This window comes from Paenibacillus gyeongsangnamensis, assembly GCF_027533625.1.
Classification (GTDB): Bacteria; Bacillota; Bacilli; order Paenibacillales; family NBRC-103111; genus Paenibacillus_G; species Paenibacillus_G gyeongsangnamensis.
Genome location: NZ_JAQAGZ010000006.1, coordinates 1 through 20,786 on the forward strand (window position 1 = coordinate 1; position 20,786 = coordinate 20,786).

General features: G+C 53.2%; 30 protein-coding genes and 1 pseudogene. 26 read left to right on the plus strand and 5 right to left on the minus strand.

Annotation, left to right across the window (positions count from 1 at the left end):
- On the minus strand, positions 1–739 hold a 739-nt coding region (locus tag O9H85_RS10285; protein ID WP_269881259.1), incomplete at its 3' end, for a transposase.
- Between the two features lie 226 nt (positions 740–965).
- On the opposite strand from O9H85_RS10285, the gene O9H85_RS10290 reads away from it, so the two are divergent.
- From O9H85_RS10290 to O9H85_RS10330, 9 genes are all read left to right on the plus strand, one after another.
- Entirely contained in the window at positions 966–1,538 is a 573-nt protein-coding gene (locus O9H85_RS10290) for a histidine phosphatase family protein (RefSeq protein WP_269881260.1), read from the plus strand.
- 7 nt (positions 1,539–1,545) lie between these two features.
- The gene (locus tag O9H85_RS10295; protein ID WP_269881261.1) at positions 1,546–2,040 is read left to right on the plus strand and encodes a DinB family protein; all 495 of its coding nucleotides are present in this window, start codon (positions 1,546–1,548) and stop codon (positions 2,038–2,040) included.
- Positions 2,040–2,582 carry a GNAT family N-acetyltransferase gene (locus O9H85_RS10300; protein ID WP_269881263.1) on the plus strand — a complete coding sequence of 181 codons (543 nt, stop codon included), beginning with the start codon at positions 2,040–2,042 and terminating at the stop codon, positions 2,580–2,582. The genes O9H85_RS10295 and O9H85_RS10300 overlap by 1 nt, the downstream gene beginning before the upstream one ends.
- An 84-nt stretch (positions 2,583–2,666) precedes the next feature.
- Positions 2,667–3,179 (plus strand): DinB family protein, encoded by a 513-nt coding sequence (locus tag O9H85_RS10305; protein ID WP_269881264.1) that lies wholly within the window; start codon positions 2,667–2,669, stop codon positions 3,177–3,179.
- A gap of 120 nt (positions 3,180–3,299) precedes the next feature.
- On the plus strand, positions 3,300–3,482 hold the full coding sequence (locus O9H85_RS10310) for a hypothetical protein (protein ID WP_269881265.1): 183 nt from the start codon (positions 3,300–3,302) through the stop codon (positions 3,480–3,482).
- 139 nt (positions 3,483–3,621) lie between these two features.
- A complete protein-coding gene (locus tag O9H85_RS10315; protein WP_333474188.1) occupies positions 3,622–4,083 on the plus strand; it encodes a GNAT family N-acetyltransferase in 462 nt (153 codons plus the stop codon).
- A gap of 47 nt (positions 4,084–4,130) precedes the next feature.
- The gene (locus O9H85_RS10320) at positions 4,131–4,520 is read left to right on the plus strand and encodes an NUDIX hydrolase (protein ID WP_269881267.1); all 390 of its coding nucleotides are present in this window, start codon (positions 4,131–4,133) and stop codon (positions 4,518–4,520) included.
- A 19-nt stretch (positions 4,521–4,539) separates the two neighbouring features.
- Positions 4,540–4,947: a RidA family protein gene (locus O9H85_RS10325; protein ID WP_269881268.1), complete on the plus strand. Its 408-nt coding sequence runs from the start codon at positions 4,540–4,542 to the stop codon at positions 4,945–4,947.
- A gap of 132 nt (positions 4,948–5,079) precedes the next feature.
- A complete protein-coding gene (locus O9H85_RS10330; protein ID WP_269881269.1) occupies positions 5,080–5,508 on the plus strand; it encodes an ester cyclase in 429 nt (142 codons plus the stop codon).
- 174 nt (positions 5,509–5,682) lie between these two features.
- Here O9H85_RS10330 and O9H85_RS37715 read toward each other — a convergent pair.
- A pseudogene (locus tag O9H85_RS37715) lies at positions 5,683–6,013 on the minus strand (NAD-dependent epimerase/dehydratase family protein); the annotation flags it as partial.
- Positions 6,014–6,303: 290 nt separating this feature from the next.
- Here O9H85_RS37715 and O9H85_RS10340 point away from each other — a divergent pair.
- The 6 genes from O9H85_RS10340 (at position 6,304) to O9H85_RS10365 (ending at position 10,028) form a co-directional block, all read left to right on the plus strand.
- On the plus strand, positions 6,304–6,699 hold the full coding sequence (locus O9H85_RS10340; RefSeq protein ID WP_269881270.1) for an MmcQ/YjbR family DNA-binding protein: 396 nt from the start codon (positions 6,304–6,306) through the stop codon (positions 6,697–6,699).
- A 49-nt stretch (positions 6,700–6,748) separates the two neighbouring features.
- On the plus strand, positions 6,749–7,468 hold the full coding sequence (locus O9H85_RS10345) for a DUF1361 domain-containing protein (protein WP_269881588.1): 720 nt from the start codon (positions 6,749–6,751) through the stop codon (positions 7,466–7,468).
- 25 nt (positions 7,469–7,493) lie between these two features.
- A complete protein-coding gene (locus O9H85_RS10350) occupies positions 7,494–7,766 on the plus strand; it encodes a hypothetical protein (RefSeq protein WP_269881271.1) in 273 nt (90 codons plus the stop codon).
- Positions 7,763–7,999, plus strand: a complete 237-nt coding sequence (locus O9H85_RS10355; protein WP_269881272.1) for a GNAT family N-acetyltransferase — start codon at positions 7,763–7,765, stop codon at positions 7,997–7,999. The genes O9H85_RS10350 and O9H85_RS10355 overlap by 4 nt, the downstream gene beginning before the upstream one ends.
- Before the next feature lie 106 nt (positions 8,000–8,105).
- Positions 8,106–8,657, plus strand: a complete 552-nt coding sequence (locus O9H85_RS10360) for a histidine phosphatase family protein (RefSeq protein ID WP_269881273.1) — start codon at positions 8,106–8,108, stop codon at positions 8,655–8,657.
- Between the two features lie 114 nt (positions 8,658–8,771).
- Positions 8,772–10,028, plus strand: a complete 1,257-nt coding sequence (locus tag O9H85_RS10365) for an aspartate kinase (RefSeq protein ID WP_269881274.1) — start codon at positions 8,772–8,774, stop codon at positions 10,026–10,028.
- Between the two features lie 24 nt (positions 10,029–10,052).
- Here O9H85_RS10365 and O9H85_RS10370 read toward each other — a convergent pair whose 3' ends face one another.
- From O9H85_RS10370 to comA, 3 genes are all read right to left on the minus strand, one after another.
- On the minus strand, positions 10,053–10,517 hold the full coding sequence (locus O9H85_RS10370; protein WP_269881275.1) for a DUF441 domain-containing protein: 465 nt from the start codon (positions 10,515–10,517) through the stop codon (positions 10,053–10,055).
- Between the two features lie 71 nt (positions 10,518–10,588).
- Positions 10,589–11,329, minus strand: a complete 741-nt coding sequence (locus O9H85_RS10375; RefSeq protein WP_269881276.1) for a 2-phosphosulfolactate phosphatase — start codon at positions 11,327–11,329, stop codon at positions 10,589–10,591.
- Between the two features lie 19 nt (positions 11,330–11,348).
- On the minus strand, positions 11,349–12,188 hold the full coding sequence (comA, locus tag O9H85_RS10380; RefSeq protein ID WP_269881277.1) for a phosphosulfolactate synthase: 840 nt from the start codon (positions 12,186–12,188) through the stop codon (positions 11,349–11,351).
- Between the two features lie 148 nt (positions 12,189–12,336).
- On the opposite strand from comA, the gene O9H85_RS10385 reads away from it, so the two are divergent.
- The 11 genes from O9H85_RS10385 to accC all read left to right on the plus strand — a co-directional run bounded on the left by O9H85_RS10385 (position 12,337) and on the right by accC (position 20,633).
- Complete coding sequence (locus O9H85_RS10385; protein WP_269881589.1) at positions 12,337–12,603, plus strand: YqhV family protein; 267 nt, start codon at positions 12,337–12,339, stop codon at positions 12,601–12,603.
- 86 nt (positions 12,604–12,689) lie between these two features.
- Positions 12,690–13,661 (plus strand): stage III sporulation protein AA, encoded by a 972-nt coding sequence (gene spoIIIAA / locus O9H85_RS10390; protein ID WP_409348129.1) that lies wholly within the window; start codon positions 12,690–12,692, stop codon positions 13,659–13,661.
- A 67-nt stretch (positions 13,662–13,728) separates the two neighbouring features.
- Complete coding sequence (spoIIIAB, locus tag O9H85_RS10395; RefSeq protein ID WP_269881591.1) at positions 13,729–14,247, plus strand: stage III sporulation protein SpoIIIAB; 519 nt, start codon at positions 13,729–13,731, stop codon at positions 14,245–14,247.
- 31 nt (positions 14,248–14,278) lie between these two features.
- Positions 14,279–14,482 (plus strand): stage III sporulation protein AC, encoded by a 204-nt coding sequence (gene spoIIIAC, locus O9H85_RS10400; RefSeq protein WP_269881278.1) that lies wholly within the window; start codon positions 14,279–14,281, stop codon positions 14,480–14,482.
- 12 nt (positions 14,483–14,494) lie between these two features.
- A complete protein-coding gene (spoIIIAD, locus tag O9H85_RS10405; RefSeq protein ID WP_269881279.1) occupies positions 14,495–14,884 on the plus strand; it encodes a stage III sporulation protein AD in 390 nt (129 codons plus the stop codon).
- Between the two features lie 86 nt (positions 14,885–14,970).
- Positions 14,971–16,200 (plus strand): stage III sporulation protein AE, encoded by a 1,230-nt coding sequence (gene spoIIIAE / locus O9H85_RS10410; protein ID WP_409348124.1) that lies wholly within the window; start codon positions 14,971–14,973, stop codon positions 16,198–16,200.
- A gap of 26 nt (positions 16,201–16,226) precedes the next feature.
- Positions 16,227–16,943 (plus strand): stage III sporulation protein AF, encoded by a 717-nt coding sequence (gene spoIIIAF, locus O9H85_RS10415; RefSeq protein WP_269881280.1) that lies wholly within the window; start codon positions 16,227–16,229, stop codon positions 16,941–16,943.
- Positions 16,944–16,990: 47 nt separating this feature from the next.
- Positions 16,991–17,626, plus strand: a complete 636-nt coding sequence (spoIIIAG, locus tag O9H85_RS10420; RefSeq protein ID WP_269881281.1) for a stage III sporulation protein AG — start codon at positions 16,991–16,993, stop codon at positions 17,624–17,626.
- 28 nt (positions 17,627–17,654) lie between these two features.
- Positions 17,655–18,527, plus strand: a complete 873-nt coding sequence (locus O9H85_RS10425) for a SpoIIIAH-like family protein (RefSeq protein WP_269881282.1) — start codon at positions 17,655–17,657, stop codon at positions 18,525–18,527.
- Positions 18,528–18,664: 137 nt separating this feature from the next.
- Complete coding sequence (gene accB, locus O9H85_RS10430; protein ID WP_269881283.1) at positions 18,665–19,159, plus strand: acetyl-CoA carboxylase biotin carboxyl carrier protein; 495 nt, start codon at positions 18,665–18,667, stop codon at positions 19,157–19,159.
- Between the two features lie 115 nt (positions 19,160–19,274).
- On the plus strand, positions 19,275–20,633 hold the full coding sequence (gene accC, locus O9H85_RS10435; protein WP_269881284.1) for an acetyl-CoA carboxylase biotin carboxylase subunit: 1,359 nt from the start codon (positions 19,275–19,277) through the stop codon (positions 20,631–20,633).
- Positions 20,634–20,786 lie beyond the last annotated feature (153 nt).

Here is a 20,786-nt window from a genome sequence, read left to right on the forward strand (position 1 = left end):
AGTCAACTTGCTCATTCAGGCAGACGTTCAGATTCTCAATTGCATCATTCCCAGCATCCATCCGGACTAGTAATCGTTTGTCTGTCAGCCGACGACTATACTCAATGCTATGCAGAAGAAATGCCGCAGCCTCTTTTTGAACATGCGTGCTGCCCTCGCGCAGATTCACGTTGACACCGTAGCCTTCCTGTCCGAGATAGGCAAAGAAAGGAGAAAAGCCATCCGTTCCCTTGTAAGTTCGGGAGACGCCTTCCTTCTTTGTGAAACCATTGTCGAACGGGGAAACGTCCAGATCAAGCGGAAGCCAAGACGAAACTTGTCCCCCGTCTGTTGTAACGGTTACTGGCGTTAAGGGTACTTCTAACGAACGGAGTAAGTCGGCCGACTCTTCCAACAAAATCGTCTGCCAGTCATAGCTGGCGGCTGCAGCCAGATCGAGCCGTTGACGGAGGGTTGGCGATGAAGGTACGTGCTTAAGACCAAGAGCTTTGCCGAAGAATTTATCTTCACGAAAAGGCTCAATGTGATCAAAATCGCTCTTACCCTGACATAACAAACCCAGATAAGAGCACAGAACATCGGGGTGTGTGACCGTTGGATTATGAACACCGGGCAACTTGTATTTAATAAGACGCTTAGCTATTCGCGTATGTGAAAGAAGCAAGCCGATGAGTGCTAGACCAGAATGCGCGGTCAGCGTTTCCATCGACTGGTCCAGATTGAATCGTACGGGTTTCATCATTGCACCTCCGGGGTGAAGTTGAGAAAAACGAAGAATTTCCCTCTTTTCTCCATTTTAAGCCACCGGACGTTCATATTCTATTGTTTTCATATATTCGCTTTCACGGATTCAGGATGATAATCGACTGGTACAGATAAAACTTGAAATAGATTTATTGCTTAAAGTATAAATTCCAGAAGAATGCTTAGTGATTCGTCCAATTTAGATTAAGGAGCTGAACAAGATGACCTCCGTTTATTTTATTAGACATGCCGTATCCCCGTTTTCGTTAGGACAGGAGCAGAGGAGAGGCTTATCTCCGGCCGGTCTGGAGGATGCGCGTAAGATTGCCGATCGGTTGGCAGGCGAGGGGATCGATCAGATTTTCTCAAGCTCCTATAGGAGGGCGGTTGAGACGGTAAGCTTTTTGGCTGCAGCCTTGAATAAAGACATTATCGAACTGGAAGCGCTTAGGGAACGGGCTGTTGGCAGCCTGGATATCGAGATCGATGAGCAGCAATTATTAGAAGCGGTTCAAAAGTCATTCCAAGATCCGGATTATTGTCTTCCCGGCGGCGAGACGATCCGTGAGGCACAGGACAGAGCCATTCCCGTCATTCAGGAGCTTATTATTGATCACGAAGGCAAGAAAATTGCAATCGGAACCCACGGTAATATCATGACCGCGATTCTGAATTATTACAACGATTCGTACGGGTATGAATTTTGGAAAAGCACGACGAAGCCGGACATCTATAAGGCTGAATTCGAGAGTAATAAGCTAGTTCAACTGGAACGATTATGGGAGCAGAGGTGATTTATCGATGGATGAAGTTCAAGATTGGCTAATCCATAAATTTGAAGAAATCGAGCACCGGATTATGCTCGTCATCGATCAGCTCGACGACGATCAACTGAATTGGCGCCCAAATGAAAGCAGCAACAGCATCAGTAATTTACTGATTCATATCAACGGAAACATGAACGAACGAATCGTCAGCGGGATCCTAAAAAAAGAGGTTACGAGGAACCGGGATGAAGAATTTGAATCGGTTTATAAAAGCAAGGCGGATTTGAAGACATTAACGCAGAACTTATTTAGGGAACTAATTGAAACGACCAATCGTATGACGGATGAGACTTTTCGTGAAACGCAGCGGATCAGGAACAAGGAAAGAACGAATAGGGAGATTTTGCTTCAGTGTGCGGCTCATTTTTCAGAACACTTAGGGCAAATTCTGTATATCGGTAAAATGCTTCTGGATGAAAGCTATGAAACGACCTCTATTCCCAAAGCGAAGCCGAACGATAAAAATTGATGTTATCGGAGCGTGAAAGCATCATATGGATTGCTGAGGGAGATATCGGCATAAGACGGATGGAATATAGTCCGAATGATATTAGCTTATTGGAGAAATGGCTGAACGACGAGGTGGTACAAGATTACTACGAAGGCCGGAGCAAAACATATACCCGCGAACAAATCGTCGCCAAATTCGGCCCGAGATTGCTGGGAAATGACCCGGTAATTCCATGTTTGATTCTTTATCACGGCGTCGCCATCGGCTACATTCAATATTATCAATTACTAAGTCAGGAACAAGAAGATTATTCAGTCGATCCCGGCAAGCTGGCATATGGAATCGACTTGTTTATCGGGGAGCCGTCTTATTGGAATAAGAGAATCGGATCAAAAGCATTGAAGCGACTGCTTGCGTATTTGTTTGAGGAGATCCGGGCGGATATCGTCTGCGTGGATCCGCAAACATGGAATGAAAGAGCGATTCGATGCTATTTGAAATGCGGTTTTAAAAAAACGAAAGTATTGGAGCAGCGTGAGCATTTACAATGGATCCTTTAAAGATAATCAAATCATGATGATTGCAAGTGAAGATTTCGTACGATAAGGGAGTTATAGTCCGTAGCTGAGGAGGGAGGGATGTTGATGGAACACAGCGCTTCCTGCGAATTCAGATTCATATCCAAGCACCGCATGATGAACCATTACTATGTGAAATTAAAAAGTTGCATCGAATCTTTGAATTCGGATTCTTTATGGTTCAAAGAATTTGATCAACAGAACAGCATAGGCGGAATCGTGATGCATATTTTGGAGCATGTAAAAAGGAATACGCTCAGGCTGTCGGATCCCGACGTCATTTTCGCTAAGGGGATGGAGGATACGTTCACGGATGCCGCTCTAGACAAGGACATGCTATTGCAAGAACTGGAGAGGATATTCAATGCGTTCGATGCGGCGATTGATGAAGCGGAATTCATCGATATGTACAGCATATATCATTTAGTCGAGCACACCGGCTACCATCTGGGGCAAATCGTTGATCGAGCCCAGCGAATGACCGGACGGCGATATCAATTCGTTCAGAACGGAATTCATGAGAAAGCGTTAAAGGACCAGGTAGATAGGGATTTAAAAAATGATAGAACAGGTTGCTAGAATATGGTATTTCCTTATATAATGTCAAGAAATAAAGCCGTCCGAAGAAGCAAGTCTTTCAACAATCAAGGGCTTGCAACACGAAGTGGTACCGGATTTGTCTAAAAGGGGAGTGTGTTTATGATGTCGTTCGTCTGGTCCAGCTTGCTAATTAACTTATTATTTGTTTTATTTGTTGTTGTGTTTTTTGCTGTATTATCGTTTGTCATTCGTTATTCGGTGAACCGGTCGGAATTGACCCGCGAAATAAAGGAGCTTCGTAAGCAGGTGGAGGATTTGCGATATGAATTAACTCATAAGTAGAAGAACCTAAAAAATTGGGGCCGCTAGGTTAAGCGATCGTTCGGCGGATCCGTTGCTTAAAGAGCAGTGGAATAGAACGTCACATTTGTTGTTACGGAATAGTTACTAGGTTAGATGAAGATGGAGGATGCAAATACGCTTGGCTGAGGAAGAGGACATCGACCAGCTGATAAGAATGAGATGGGACTTCCATAATGAATATTCGGAGTGCAGAATCGGTGAGGACTCATATGGCCTATTTTATACCGATTGTAAAACATTCTTGACGGAAGCGCTTCGTAGCCGTCGCTGGTTTATCTGGGTCGCCGTTACGGAGGGCCGCATTGCTTCTCACATTTATTTGGAACGGATCGACAAGGTGCCGAGACCCGGCCGGAGATCGAATTCTTTTGCCTATATGACCAACGTGTATACGCTCCCCGAATGGAGGCGGGAGGGTATCGGCAGCCGGCTGCTGAATGCGATTGAGCTATGGTCGAAGGAGCAAGGGCATGAATTCATTATCGTTTGGCCCAGTGAATGGAGCAGGAGCTTTTATGAAAGAAATGGATATTTGCAATGTAAGGAACCTATGGAAATTATGCTGGAACTAGATACGTGATGCGTCCGTGCCAAGCAATAGTTCGTTCGAAAGCAGGTGATCGTCGAATGCTCTCTCAAGGAATTGTAGTGAAAGCTTCTAAAGTGCTGATGGTAAAACAGCGTGTACAAAGGGGAGACATCGTATGGAACTTCCCCGGGGGCAGCATAGAGGAAGGAGAAAGCCCGGAAGCCGCCTGCATACGCGAGGTTAAGGAAGAAACCAGCTATGACGTCAAGATTATCGAGCTGCTTGCCCGTTCTCCGAAAAAATATACCTATTATGCCAGGCTAGTCGGAGATGAAGAACGCGGCAGCCTGAAAACGATAGTGGATCCGGACGTAAACGAGGTGGATTGGGTTGATCTGAAGGATGATTCCCGGTTTGACAAGGTGACGAAGCCGATCATCGAGCTGATCCGTAAGAGACTGGATGCGCCGGATAAGCTTACAATTTAAATAGAAGGGTAATGGTATAATGGACCGAAAAACCGTTTCAACCGGGTCGCCATGGGAACCCGTTGTCGGCTACAGCAGGGCAATTCGGGTAGGGAATACGATCGAGGTAGCAGGCACGACCGCTATGAAGAATGGCGAGGTCGTCGGCAAGAATAATGCTTATATGCAAACAAAATGGATTCTCCAGCAGATCGAAGAAACGTTGCAGCAGCTTGGGGCCGGTATGAAGGATGTTGTCCGCACGAGAATGTTCGTTACGGACATTTCTGGATGGGAGGAGATCGGGAGAGCGCACGGAGAATTTTTCAAGGACATCCGGCCTGTCGCCACGATGGTTGAGGTAAAAGCTCTGATCGACCCGGATCTGCTGATTGAAATTGAAGCTCAAGCCATTGTAACGGATGAGGACGCGAGGCTGGAAGAATGACGGTGTTCGGGATAATAGCTTCAATAGCTGCCGCTGTGGCGTTGGCTTTATTCTTAGGTCCTTACGAAACGGTCGTTTAGAATGCACAAAAAAACGAAATGATCTATAAACCGGCATAAGGAGCTTACAGAAATGACAGCGGAACAAGTGGTAAGAGGATTTTTCCAGGAAGTGAGGTCGGGGCAAGCACCAGATAACGCCCATCTGTATATGGCTCCGCTGGTTCTCGCTCACCAGATGAATTCGGAGAATCCGGTCACGGTTAGGCGAACACCTCAGGAGTATGCGGATCATGTCCGGGAGATGCAGGCGGCTTACGGAACGTTTCAGCTTGAAATACAGGAGCTGATTGCCGGTGAAGATAAGGTTTATGTTCGCTGGAAGCAATCGGGCAAGCATGTGGGACCGGCTGAAGGCTTCGCCGCATCGGGCAAGGAAGTGATTGAGTTGGCAAGCGCCGTCTATCGAATCGATCATGATAGAATCGTAGAGTACTGGATTCAGATTGATAGGCTCGGCATACTGGAGCAAATGAAGAAAAATAGCGAAACTTTGATATAAGTACCAATGTGCTGGTCGTCAGATGGGAGACGACGAAGGAAACGGATCGTTCCCGAAGTTGGAGCTTCAAATCGCCACGATTCTTTTGGATCGGCATAAATTATAGTAGAAAGCCCTAGAATGACGGTCGATTGATCGATCGTCATCCTGGGGTTTCGTCGATTTTTGGACGAATTACCGCCGCGGCGGCTCTTTCTCCACATATCCGCTCCCTTGGAAAGCCGTTTCATCGTCTCTGTTCGGCTGACGGGCACGCCTTGCCTTGTCCCGCAGAACGCTCGCATCATCCTGCGGGAGTACCCGATCAGCGCTCCAAATATCCGATATCGTAATAATTGCCGGTGTTCGCCGACGTACCGTACAGGCTCAAGAAACGGATGGAATCGTTCGCTTCAACACAGCATTCGGCTAGGGCTACCATATCCCGCACCGAGATCCAAATGTGCGCAGAACGCTCGGAATGGGGGCGGTTATCTCCGGGAAAATTGCCGATCCGGATATTGATGGGGCCGGCGTCGGTAACGTCCATCGGGACGATGCCTTTCTCACGGTCCGGGTGCAGTTTCGCACCGATGACGTTGTAGCGTTCAGACTTCCGCAAGCCATCAAGCAGGCAGCGGCCGATTTTTCCGTGCGGCCCCTGTGATGAGCAGCTTCTTCTGCACGTCTATCCCCTCCTAATCGGTTGTGGAAGGCGAATTGATGAATGGGACGGCTTTAAGGTGGAAAAGATTTCTTTTCCTTCAAAATGTGGTATGTTGTAGAAGGATATTTTTTTAAATTCAGGAGGCCGTGATGGAACCTCACAAAGCCATTTCTTCAGAGCAGGGACTAAACATTCTGAACCAAGTAAGAAGCATGTGCGCCGTATATCCTGAAGTCGAAGAGGCCATCGACGCGTTCGGCCATACCTCGTTCCGGGTGAAGGACAAGCCTTTCGTGATGCTGGCGGAGTGGGACGGCACAGTCACGATGTCCATCAAGACCGCGACGACGACCCAGGAGTTTCTGATTCAAAAGGATCCCAGGCTGTACTCCAAGACACGTTATATCGGGCAACATGGCTGGGTATCGGTCGAACTGCTGGAGAACGCCTCCTGGCAGGAGCTGGAGGAGCTTGTGCTGGAAGCCTACAGCCGGACCGCTCCGAAGCGGCTGATCCAGACACTACGGAATTCCGGACGAGGATAGACGTGACACTCTTGTGGCCTAACTGAAAACGGAGGGATTGCGATTGACGATGAAAGCCTTGGACGGCCGCAAGCTGTTTTATTTCATGGCAAGCCTCGGCGCGCTTAGCTTCGCGGTATATTACGGATATACCGTGTTTTCGAAGAGCACCTATCTTGATTTTCTGATCTGGAACCTGTTCCTGGCATGGCTGCCGTTCGTCGCTTCCTCCGCCGCGAGCAGGCTCAACCGAAGAAGAGCATATCGCGGTGTTTTCGTCATGACATGGGTACTCGGTATCGCGTGGCTGCTGTTCTTTCCGAATGCGCCGTATTTGCTGACGGACCTGATCCATCTTACCGTAATGAAGGACATGTACACGCTCAAAGGACATTGGACGTTTTCTTATTGGTATGCGTTCGTCGTGATCTTTCTTTTTTCTTGGCAGGGGCTGCTGCTGGGCTTCATCTCGGCTTATCAATTCCAGTATGTCATCCGCCAAAGAACGGGCGCCTTCCTTTCCTGGCTGTTCGTCGCCTCCTCCTCGGCTCTGGCGGGGTACGGCATTATGCTGGGCCGGGAGTACCGGCTGAACAGCTGGGATTGGCTGATGAATTCGACATCGTTTTATTGGTTGATACGTGAAAGCCTCAAGCTGCGGACGCTGCCATACAGCTTAGGCTTCGGACTGCTCCTCTTCATCATTTACATCACCTTCTACGGATTGTTGAATCAATCGTGGACGGCAGCGAAGCAGCAGACCGCAGCATCGGATCGAGCGATGGAATAAGTTTATCACCGGAAGGAGGATTACAATGGAATTTCGGCGCATTCCTCCGGAGGAATTGGAATCGTTCTGGCGTTTAAGGCTTCAGGCGCTGCAGGAGTTCCCGGCTTCCTTCGGAGCCTCTTACGAAGAATCCTCGAAGCTGACCATGGAGCAGGTGAAAGAGAAGTTTCGTTGGAATGACGAGAATTTCGTCATCGGAGCCTACAACGAGGCAGAAGAGCTTGTCGGCATGGCTGCCTTCAGCAGACAAACGCCTTTAAGCTTAGGCATAAAGGACACATTTGGAGCGTTTACATGAGTCCTGGCGAGCAAGGACAAGGTAACGGAAGACGCTTGCTTCAAGCCTTGATTTACGAGCTCCGTACCATGGAAGGACTGGAGCAGGTGCTGTTAACGGTCGTAAGCGCGAATATTCCCGCTGTGAAGCTCTATGAGAAGCTGGGGTTCGTCCGATACGGTACGGAGCCCCGGGCGCTTCTCGTGGACGGGGATTATGTGGACGAAGCGTTAATGGCGCTGAGAATGGGTTAATTAAAGTTAAGGTCATGCCTTTACCGAGCTTCTTCTTAACTTCAAAATAAGGACATACCGACGACGCATACAATAGAAGTACTTCATGACGTGCGAGGTGAGGTTCATGGACATGCATTGGATTATGTGCGGCGAAGCGGAGCATCAGCTGTCCGGAGAACAAGGGCAGCTTCTGCGAGATCCGGCGCTCACAAGGAAAGGGATCCAGGCGGTGTCGGCGCTTAAGCTCGAATTGAGCTTAAGTTCGGACGATGCGATCGTGACAGGCACCGTTAAAAGGCTTCTGCAAACGGCAAGCCTTCTGGGTTCCGGTTCCGGCTGCGGGTTATTCGTCCATCCGTTGGCCGGCCCCCGGCAGCATCCGTTTATATATGATTTCCGTACGATGCCGTGTGACCGCCCGATGGAGCCGGAGCGAATCGTCAAGGAATATCCCGAGATGCTGCCGGCGCCGGGGCTTCCGGAACCGCTATGGCTGCAAGGGACGCACACGATGCCGGGACCGCTCTTCGCTCAGCAGGCCGAACGCTTCGTCGACTGGTGCCGGAGTTTGAATACCGCCCGGTTGTTCGTCGTCACCGAAACCGGAACGATTAAAGCGTTCCAGACGCTGAAGTTGCGAGCATCCCAGCCTGCTCTACCGACACTTGCTGAATAAGAGCCTTGCTGCGGGGCTCTTATTTTTTTTCGACATCTTTCTATTTTCTGAGACTGGCGACTGTGGTATAATCAGACATTGTTATGTAAAAGTATCGGTTAGGAGTGAACAGCTTTGTCGCTTATAGTTATGAAATTCGGCGGAAGCTCCGTTGGGGATGCAGCGCGCATGAAGCGCGTCGCGAACCGGATTGTTGAGCGCAAGCGCGAAGGTCACAAATGCGTTGTCGTGGTTTCCGCCATGGGAGATACGACAGATGATTTGATCGATTTAACCCAGCAGATCTGCACAGGTGCGCCGCCGGTCCGCGAAATGGATATGCTTCTGAGCACTGGGGAACAGGTGTCGGTCGCGCTGCTCTCCATGGCGATTCATAGTTTGGGAGAATCCGCCGTTTCGTTCACCGGCTGGCAGGCGGGCATGTTCACCGAACCGGTTCACGGCAAAGCGCGGATTACGGATATTCGTCCGGACCGGGTGAAAGCGGCGCTGAACGAGGACAAGGTGGTCATCGTAGCCGGATTCCAGGGCATGACGGCCGAAGGCGAGATTACGACGCTGGGACGCGGCGGCTCCGATACGACGGCGGTAGCGCTTGCGGCGGCGATTGAAGCGGACGTGTGCGAAATTTTCACGGATGTGGACGGGGTATACTCGACGGACCCGCGGATCGTGAAGGTGGCTCGGAAGCTGAATGATATCTCGTACGACGAAATGCTCGAGCTGGCCAACCTGGGCGCAGCCGTGCTGCATCCGCGTGCGGTGGAATACGCGAAGAATTACAATGTGAATCTGGTCGTCAGATCCAGCTTTAATTATAATGAAGGAACGAATGTGAAGGAGGAAGCGGCAATGGAGCAAGGCATCGTGGTCCGCGGGATTGCGTACGATAAGAATGTGGCGAGGATCAGTATTCTGGGTGTGGAAGAGAAGCCCGGTCAACTGGCCAAAGTATTCACCGCACTGGCGAATGAGCAGATCGACGTTGACATTATCGTGCAGAGCGGTGTGCTTAACGGCGGTGCCGACTTCTCCTTTACGATCGGACTCAGCGATCTGGACAAAGCGCTGACCACGATCGAAGGCATCCGTTCTTCCGTCGGCTTCCGCGAGGTGACCTCGGAAACCAATCTCGTCAAAGTTTCCATCGTCGGCGCCGGCATGGTCAGCACTCCTGGAGTAGCTGCGAAGATGTTCGAGGTCATCTCCGAGCTCGGGATCAGTATTCTGATGGTGAGCACATCCGAGATCAAGACGTCCTGCGTCATTGAAAACGGCCGTTTGAACGAAGTGGTTCAAGCGCTGCATACCGCTTACGGCCTGGATACGGATCAAGCCGCCTTCGTAGGCGGCCCGTCCGAGAGAAGATAAGCTAAAAGTCGAATTGTCGCGGCCTTAGCGGATTTTGTCGAAAAGGAACGTGAGTGTTTTCAAAAGGAACGCGGTAATGCCGGCGGCCATCAAAGGACCGACCGGTATCCCCTTCAGGAAGATAATGCCGAAGATGGAACCGATAACAAGACCCACAATTAATTGTGGGTCTATTTTTAATAGTTCCAACCCTTTTCCGTTCATATAAGTGGCGACCGCCCCGCCAAGCAGCGCCAGGATGCCCGGCCATGTCGTAAACATCGAGCTGATGTCCTTGAGGGTGATCCGCTCGCTGGCGAAGGGAACCAGCACCCCCATCGTTAGAAACAGCAGTCCCAGCTCCAGGCCTCTACGCTCCATGGTGGGCAAATATCGGTCGAGGCTGAGCAGCTTGACCACCAGCAAGACGCAGGCCGCCGTCGTAATGATGTGCGACCGGCCCAGCAGTCCGATGATGATGAGAGCGACTAACAGGATGTCTCCGTTCATGAACAGGCCCCTTATCCTATGGATTCTTTTCCATTGTATGATAAGAGGCTTGTTTTAGAACTTGGGCAAGCTCAGACCGTTAAGGCCTCAACCTTGCCGCCGCGCACCTCCGGCGCGATGCCGATCGTGTTGCGCTGAGCGCAGTAGAGGACGTCCTCCCGGCAGCCCAGCTTCGTCAGCCGCTTGCCGTTAGCGGAGGCCAGAAGCGTCTCTGTAAGCCGGTCCCTGACGCCCCGGTACGCATAGAGCATGCCGAGGCCGAAATCGTTCACTTTGAATGAAGTCTGCGCGTTGTCCGGCTCCGCCCCGCCCGCGATCTGGATCAGTTCGTCCAGAATCGCTCCCGCGCAGAGACCGTCCTCCAACGAGAAGACATCCTGGGTACCGGAGCACAGAATGACCAGCTCCCCGCCGCATTCCATCGCCCGGGCGGCACATGCCCTTGCATTGAGCAGACTGCCGACAAGGATCCGGCTGATCTTCCCGGCTTTCTGGATCGCTCTCGTGCCGTTGGTCGTCGTCAGAATAATTCGCTTGCCCGTTACCGCGGCGGGTTCATATTCGAGCGGAGAGTTACCGAGATCGAAGCCGGGAATTTTTTTGCAGCCGCGCTCTCCCCCGAGCAGGTCGCCTTCCTGCTGCAGGCTCTTCGCTCCATTCACCGTTTCCGTCGGAATGACTTCCTTGCAGCCGTTCACCAAAGCGGTCAGCAGCGTGGAAGTGGCGCGCAGGACATCGATGACGACGACCGTTTTATGATGAAGTTCCTCGGTTCTCGCTTCCATTACAGTAGGAATGACCTGAATGTTCATGCCCGCATCGCCCCTTTCCTTAAATCTCCCAATTCGGAGCGAGCTCATTCTCCGAGCGGCGTTCCTTGCCCATCAGCAGCGTATCCGAACGCAAACCGCGCCTCAGCGCCTCAAGCGAGATGATGTCGCCCGGGGCGATATTCCCGAGGTGAATATCCACTCCCAGCATATTTAGAAGATGGACCTGCTGTTCCTTGTGCGGCGCCTCCCACAACAGCAGATTCGGGCTCGGGACCTGATGGAGCACTTCCTCGATTTGTTCATCCTTGCAAGCCCCTTGCGCGTCAAAAATTCCTACGCCCTTGCCGGATTCCCGGCCTTCGATCGTGATCAGCTCGGCGCCGAGCTGGGCGTCGATAATGACGGTCTCGATCAATTCGTCGATCTCAATCTTCGAGCCCCAGCATTTCTTCCCGTATTCCGTAATGATGAGGAACCCTTCCTCCCGTCCTCTGCGAATCAGCTCGCTCCGCAGGCTTCTCGGAACCTCAATCGTCCCGTCCGATACCTCGAGGGCGTTGAAGCCCATGGAAGAGACCATGTGAAAGTAGTCGTCAAGCGCATTCTGGCGGATCGCCACCTCGAGGAAGGTGCCGCCCGGATAAACCAGCACATCTTGCGATTTGATGAGCTCGATTTTTTTCTGAAGCAATGGGGTCGGGTAGAGCGGCGAAGTGCCGAATCCGATCTTGATCATATCGATATGCATTCCCGCGGTTTGCATCAAATCTTCCAGCGCATGAAGCCCCAGCCCCTTGTCGATCACCATCGTTTTGCCCAGGCTTCGCGGTTTGGCCTCGCGGCGTTCCGTCGGGTCGCTGAGATGGGGATGCCATTGCAGGGGTTTTGTAACCTTCATCGTTTGATCGCCTCGCAGTAAGGTAGTTGTAAGTACGTGTCATCATATGCATTTTCAATTGGGGATGTGCCCATGAAGCCTAAAATGAGACGAGCCGGCATATGATGGGTACGGAACGGAATTCAGAAATGAGGTGAATGCAATGTCGATGCTGAATAAAATCGTGCTGAGCATGGCCACGCTCCGAATCTTTTCGGGCAGCATTGAAATTTTCGCGGCGCTGCTCATGCTCCGGTTCAATCAAATCGAGAAGGCGCTGCTCGTCAATTCCGGCCTCGCTTTGGTAGGTCCTTTCGTCCTGCTGACGACGACGACGATCGGACTCGTAGGGCTTGCGGATAAGCTGTCGATCGGGAAGCTGGTCTGGGTAATGGCCGGCGTCAGCTGCATCTTTATCGGAATCTTAAAAAAGTAATCTGTCATAATTCGATAGGGCAAGCATACAAATGATTGTAAAAGATGGACAGCTTGGTAAGGGAGGATCCGACTTTGAATACGATAATGCCCTATATGCCATCGTCCCTGCAGCGAATTCTAGCAACTCTAGCAAACACCGCAGAGGCCGAGCTTCAGGAAATCCGCATCCGGGAGATGCGTCCGCTCGAAATCGTCCGGGGCTCCGAATACCGTTTCGTCACATCGGACGGGGAGCTGACTGCAGAGCCCGAACAAGCCTACCGGCCAACCCGTCAAGATTGCGCAGGGGTGCTGGAGCTGTTGACCCAGCACTCGCTTTATACGTTCGAGGAAGAGCTGAGGAGGGGGTATATTACGATCGCCGGAGGCCACCGCGTCGGATTATCGGGAAGGACCGTGGTAGAGCAGGGGCGGGTGAAGTATCTCAAGGAAATCAGCGGCTTTAATTTCCGGCTGGCCAGAGAGTGGAAAAGCTCGGGTGCCCGGGTGCTGCCTTATCTCATCGATGCCGGGGTGGGCAGAGTAGCGCGCACGCTTGTCGTCTCTCCGCCTCAACAAGGGAAAACGACGCTGGTCCGGGACATCGCCCGCCGCCTGAGTCTAGGCACCGAAGAGGGCATGCCTGCGCTAAAGGTCGGGATCGTCGACGAACGCTCCGAAATCGCGGCCTGCGTGAAGGGGGTGCCGCGGTTTGATGTTGGCCCCCGCACCGATGTGCTGGACGCCTGCCCGAAGGCGGAGGGGATGATGATGATGATTCGTTCGATGTCGCCCGACGTGCTGGTTGTGGACGAGATCGGTCGCGTGGAAGATGCGGCGGCGATTCATGAGGCGCTGCATGCCGGTATCAGCGTGATCGCGACCGCGCACGGCCGCGATGTGGACGATATCCGGAGCAGGCCGATTCTGCGGGAGCTGATCGGGGACGGCGTATTTGACCGGTTCGTCGTCCTGAGCCGGGGCAAATCCCGGGGCGCCGGACCGGACGCCGCGGTATATGATACGCTGGGGCAGCGGCTCGACGACCGGCTGGCGCTTAGAGGGGGACTCCTATGATGCGCAGGATGCGGAGGAAGCGGCGAACGGCAGCGCCGGCGGCGCGCGGCAGAGGGAGAAGCCCGGCATGCTGAAGCTGCTGGGTGCCATGCTCATTCTGCTCGCCGGCACGCTCTTCGGCTTCTATCAGGCGCTGCTGCTCGCGAGGCGTCCCCGTCAAATTGCGGATGTGATCCGCAGCTTGCAGCGGCTCGAGACCGAGATCGTATTCGGTTTCACTCCCCTCCCGGATGCGCTGACCTTGACCTCTCAGGCAAGTCAAGGACCGGTCAGCGCCATGTTCCGCGCAGCAGGGGAGGAACTGGCGCAGTCGGGCGGACGGTCCGTGCAGCAGATCTGGCAGAGCATCGTCGCCGGTCATTGGCGCAGCACCTCGATGAAGCCTCAGGAACGGGACACGCTGATCCAGCTGGGATCAACCCTCGGCCTAACGGACCGGGAGGATCAGATCAAGCATTTGCGCTTGACGGTTAAACAGCTGGAGGGCGAGGCGGAGATCGCCCGGGACGAGCAGCAGCGGTACGAGCGCATGTGGAAAAGCCTGGGCGTGCTGATGGGGCTTCTGGTCGTAATTTTGATGTACTAGGCGTATAAGGCTTTAAGGTGAGGTGCCGCCAATGAACGTGGATGTAAACGCGATATTCCAGATTGCCGGCATCGGGATCATTATCGCGATGATTCATACCGTGCTCAAGCAAATGGGCAAAGAGGATATGGCCCACTGGGTAACGGTGATCGGGTTTGTAGTCGTGCTCTTTATGGTGGTCAGACTTCTCGACAGCCTGTTCAAAGAAATCAAAACGATTTTCTTGTTTCATTAGGAGTGTAAGCGCATGGAGATCATCCAAATTGTCGGCTTGGGGCTGCTGACCACGGTACTCGTGCTGATCATCAAGGAGCAGAAGCCGATGTTCGCCTTTCTGCTCACCGCCTTTACCGGCATCACGATCTTCCTCTTCCTGATCGGCAAAATATCCGCCGTCATCGGCGTGCTGCAGGAGCTGGCGGAGAAAGCGGACATCAACCTGATCTTCCTTAAGACCATATTGAAAATTATCGGCATCGCCTATATCGCCGAATTCGGCGCTCAGATCATCCGGGATGCAGGACAGGAAGCGATCGCATCTAAAATCGAGCTTTCCGGCAAAATCCTCATCATGGTGATGGCCATTCCGATCGTCTCGGTCATTATTCAAACGGTGGTCAAGCTGCTGCCGGCTTAGGCAGGCCGAGGGCTTCAGGAGGCGGATCGAACCGGGAGTTGAAGCTTATGCCGCGGATGCGGATATGGGATAACAGGAGGACTGCGTTGCAGTCCCGGTTCGGCGGATGGGAACGATTCATCGTCCTCTTCGCCCTGCTGGCGGGGCTGCTGCTGAATCCGGGATCAGGCATTGGCTGCCGGGGGGAAGCGGGGTGCCTGGGGGGAGCGGTTCAGGCGGCGACGCCGGTGGAACAGCTGATTCAGGAGCAGGCAAAGCATTTGCCGACAGACCAGATCGAGGGCTTCTGGACCCGGCTCATGCAGCAGTACGGAGGGTACTTTCCGGACAGCAAAGCGCCGGCCTTCATGGATCTTCTGCAAGGAACCAAGCAGATCAGCTTGTCCTCCATACTGAGCGGTCTGCTCCGTTATTTCTTTCATGAGCTGCTCTACAACGGCAAGCTGCTGGTATCCATCGTCATCATCACCATATTCAGCATGCTGCTGGAAACGCTGCAGAGCTCCTTCGAGAAGAATGCCATTAGCAAGGTCGCTTATGCCATTTCCTTCATGGTGCTGATGATTATGGCGGTCAACAGCTTCAGCGTGGCGGTCGGATACGCGAAGACGGCCATCGCCGACATGGTGAACTTCATGATCGCTCTCGTGCCGCTGCTGCTGACGCTTCTGGCGTCCATGGGCAACGTAGTATCCGTTTCGGTGCTTCATCCGCTGATCGTCTTTATGATCCATGCCGTCGGCACGGCGATTCATCTTGTGGTGTTTCCGCTGCTGTTTTTCTCGGCGGTGCTCCATATGGTGTCTTCCATGTCCGAGAAATATAAAGTAACGCAGCTGGCGAATCTGCTGAGGAACATTAGCGTAGGTTGTCTAGGCTTGTTCGCCACAGTCTTTCTGGGGGTCGTTTCGGTGCAGGGAGCCGCCGGGGCGGTAACGGACGGAGTCACCATCCGAACCGCCAAGTACGTGGCAGGCAACTTCATCCCAGTGGTGGGACGGTTATTCTCCGACGCGTCGGATACCGTCATCGGAGCCTCACTGCTGGTCAAGAACGCCGTTGGCTTGGCCGGCGTAGCCATCATCCTCGTGCTGTGCGCCTTCCCGGCCATCAAGATTCTGGCACTGGCCTTCATCTATAACGTTTCAGCAGCTGTCATGCAGCCGCTCGGCGATAATCCGATGATCAGCTGTCTGGAAACGATCGGCAAAAGTCTGATTTATGTATTCGCCGCCCTGGCCGTCGTCGGTCTGATGTTCTTCTTGGCCGTCACGATCATGATCGCCTCCGGCAATGTGTCCGTCATGATGCGATAACTTAGGGGGAAAAAGGGGGAACGCACATGGATTGGCTAAGCGGATGGCTGAAATCGGTCGTGCTCGTCATTCTGCTGGCAACCTTCGTGGATCTGCTGCTGCCGAACAGGTCCATGCAGCGCTACGTCAAGACCGTAATGAGCCTCTTCCTCTTATTGACTTTGCTGCAGCCGGTGCTGGGGCTCTTTGAGAAATACGGCGGAGTGGAGGAGCTGCTAGGGAACGCGCTCTTTCAGTCAAGCGGAGGCGGGACGGCGCTCGGGCCGTTATCCGCCGTTCAGCAGCAGGCCGAGTCGCTGAAGAAAATGCAGGAGACGCAGGCGCGTCACCTGGCGGAGACGCAGGCCGCCGAGATGATGAAGATCCGCATCGAGCAATATGCGGGCGTGAGGGTTCAGGGGATCCGGGTGACGACAGGTACGGACGGATCCGGGCAGCCGGTGCTTACCGGGGTTACGGTCGCCGTTCATCCCGAACCGGCGGTCACGAGCGCGAAGCCGGGGAGTCCGGAGAAGGGGGCGAAGCCGGTCTCCGCAGTCGCAGAAATCAAGCCGGTTCAGCCGGTCTTGATTCAAATCGGAGGCGCGGAGGGTGAAGCGAAGCCCGCTCAGGGCAAGACAAGTTCCCTTCCTCCGGCGCTTATCGCGAAGAAAGCGCAGATCGAGAAGCTGCTGGAGCAGGAATGGCAGCTGGCGCCGGAGCAAATCGCCTTGACGATGCTGGAGCCGGCTGCCGGAAGCTAAGCTAATGCGGTATGAAGGTATGAAGCACAGTCGGGAGGTGAACCGTAATGGGAAGTCCTTGGAAATGGCTAAATCATATGCTCGGAGGCGGTCCGGGCGGGACGAAGCGCATGCAAACGTTCCGCTGGCTGCTGCTCCTTGGGCTGGTCGGTGCGGCGTTCATGATTCTCAACTCTTTCATTACCGTGAAAGAAGTGGATCCCATCGGCACGGGGAGGGCCTCTCCCGACAAGGCGGCAAGCCCGGTATTCGGGACGAGCAGCAAGGAGCGCAGCACCTTCAAGGAATATGAAGAAGCTTACCAGTCGCAGCTGAAGGAGATTTTGACGAAGATTGTCGGGGTCGGCGAAGTGGAGGTTCTGGTCACGATCGACTCCACGGAGGAGACGGTGGTTGAGCGCAACATGAAGGAGACCCAGCAGGTGACCAACGAGAAAGACCAGCAAGGAGCGACCCGCCACATCACGGACATGAACCGCGACGGGCAGGTGGTGCTTTACGAGGTTTCGGGCGGCGGCAAGCAGCCCCTCATTACGAAGACGATCAAGCCGAAGGTTCGCGGAGTCGTCGTCGTAGCGAAAGGCGCGGAGAACCTGACCGTCAAAAAAATGATCACCGAAGCGATTGAACGGGGGCTCGATGTGCCGGCGCACCGCATTTCGATTCTGCCCCGAAAGCAATAATACGATGAATCTTTAGGAGGAATAAGCAATGAATACGAAAAGACAAACAATTTGGCTGGTATCGATGTTGAGTCTCATGGTCGTCCTCTCCGCCTACTATTTGTTTACCGAGGATGTCAACAAGCTGGATTTGAACACCAAAGGACCGACTCCTAAGGAAGTTACGATCACGGCCGGCGAGCTGGACAGCCATATGAATACCACCAATCCGAGCGGAGCGGCGGCTAAGCCGGATGCGAATTCGGGTGCCCAATCCGATCCGAAGGCCGATCAGAACGCCAAAGCGACGCCTGCACCAGCCGCAGACGGCAAAACGGCTCCTTCTCCTGCAGCGCCGGCTCCCGGTACGACAGGCGCGGCTAAGGCCGATCCGAAGGCCGATTCGAAAACGGACCCGAAAGCCGACTCTAAAGGCGATCCGAAAGCGAACAACTCCAAGACCGATACGCCTTCCTCGGCCAAACCCGGAGCAAGCAGCGATGCTTCCGCGCAGCCGGTGTCCAAATCGAACGATGCGAAGGTGCTGGAGAAGATGCAGAGCAAAGCGACCTCCGGCAGCGACTATTTCATCAATCTGCAGCTGAAGCGCGATGAAGACATTTCCAAGCAAGTGGAGAAGTTTGTGGCTCTGATCGCCGATACGTCGCAAACCAAGGAAGCGGCGGCTAAGGCGGAAGCGGATCTGCGCAAGCTGCAGGATATGGAGACGAAGATCTCCAATCTCGAAGACAGTCTGATCAAGGATTACGGTCAAGCGGTCGTAACGCAGGATGCGAACAAATATAAAGTGACGGTACAGTCGAAAAAGCTGGAGAAGAGCCAGGCGCTCAGTATCGCCGATCTGACAATGAAGGAGCTGGGCATCGGACCGGAAAGCCTCTCGATTCAATACCTGCCGTAATCGGGATCTCTCCCTTCGGCCCGTCATAGATAGAGTCCGAAAGAGTCCGGGGCAAACTGGACTCTTTCCATTTCCTTCGATTATGGTTATAATAACAACGTTATTGGTTTCAGCCAACGTCCGAAGGAGTGAATTGCGTGTTCAAGTTAAGCGAAATCAAAGAATTGATCAAAATGGTAGATCAAACTTCTTTGCAGGAACTCGAAATAGAGAGCGAAGGCAGCCGCCTTCTTATCCGTAAACCGAATAAAAGCGAACAAATTCTCATAACCGCCCCGGTTCAGCAGGCCTTTTCCCCTGTGGTGGGACAGCAGCCAGCAGCTGCGGCTGCAGCCGTACAAGCCCCTGCTCCGGTATCCGCCCCAGCGGAACAGACAGCGGAGGATGCCAACCTACATAAGATCGTATCGCCGATGGTCGGCACCTTCTACGAAGCGCCGTCGCCGGGCGCCGCTTCATTCGTGAGCAAGGGCAGCTCCGTCAAGGAGAAGAGCATCGTCTGCATTATTGAAGCGATGAAGCTGATGAACGAGATCGAAGCCGAAGTGAAGGGCGAGATTATGGAAGTGCTCGTGGAGAACGGCCAGCTCGTCGAATACGGCCAGCCGTTGTTCCTGGTGAAGCCGGAATAAGACGGCGGGAAGAAAAAATTTCCATCGAAAACCTGAGTTGATGCTTACGAAGTGGTTTTCTTGAAATTTGATTATAAATCAAATTTCCATCGAAAACCTGTAGGAGGAGAACCCCTTGAAGTTTCAGAAAATACTCATCGCCAACCGCGGTGAAATCGCCGTACGCATCATTCGCGCCTGCCACGAGCTGGGCATTTCGACCGTGGCGGTTTATTCCGAGGCCGACCGGGACGCGCTGCATGTGCGTCTGGCGGACGAGGCTTACTGCATCGGTCCTACGCTGTCGAAAGACAGCTATTTAAATTATACGAACATTATGAGCGTAGCGACGCTGACCGAGACGGATGCGATTCATCCGGGTTACGGCTTCCTCGCCGAGAATGCGGACTTCGCCGAAATTTGCGAGAGCTGCAACATCACCTTCATCGGTCCGTCTCCTGATGCAATTTCCCGGATGGGGGACAAATCGGAAGCGAAGCGGACGATGAAGGAAGCGGGCGTACCGGTTATTCCCGGATCGGACGGGCTCGTGGAAGATATGGATTTGGCCGTGCGCCTGGGCCGCGAGATCGGCTATCCCCTCATCATAAAAGCAACCGCCGGAGGCGGAGGCAAAGGCATACGCCTTGCCGAGAACGAGGAAATGCTGATTCAGCAAATTACGGCTGCACAGCTGGAAGCGCAGAAGGCTTTCGGCAATGCGGGCATTTATTTGGAGAAATATTTGACCGGCATGAAGCACGTGGAAATCCAGGTGCTGGCCGACAAGCACGGCAACGTCGTGCATCTGGGCGAACGGGACTGCTCGGTGCAGCGCCGCCGTCAGAAGCTGGTCGAAGAAGCGCCTTGCCCGATCCTGACGCCGGAAGTGCGCGAACGGATGGGCGAAGCGGCGGTACGTGCGGCGAAGTCCGTGAACTACTCCGGCGCCGGGACGCTCGAATTTTTGCTTGGGCCGGACGGCCAGTTCTACTTCATGGAGATGAACACCCGGATTCAGGTCGAGCATCCCGTCACTGAATATATTACCGGCATCGACATCATCCAGGAGATGATCCGCGTAGCCGAGGGAGAACCGTTATCCTTCAGCCAGGAGGACGTGAGCATCAACGGCTGGGCGATCGAATGCCGCATCAACGCCGAGGATTCGAACAAGAATTTCATGCCTTCCGCAGGCCAAATTCAATTTTATTTGCCTCCGGGCGGATTCGGCGTGCGAGTGGACAGCGCTGCTTATCCTGGCTATACGATCCCGCCGCATTACGATTCGATGATCGCGAAGCTCATCGTGTGGGGCAAGGACCGTAACGACGCCATCCAGCGGATGAAACGCGCGTTGAACGAATTTACGATCGAGGGAATTCATTCCACGATCCCGTTCCATCTGAAGCTGCTGGAGCATAAGAAGTTTTTGGCGGGCGATTTCGATATTAAATTTTTGGAAGAGCATGACGTGAACGACCCCGATTCTTAAGCCGGTCCATTCATTGTCATATTTTTTCGATAATGGTATAGTATAGGGTAAGACAAGTTTTGAGCCTGCCGGCCGGAGAGAAAGCAAGGCTGTTCCGAAGCTTTTCCCGTCGTAAGGGGAGCCGTTTTTGCCGAGAGCAAAACATTGGAGGAG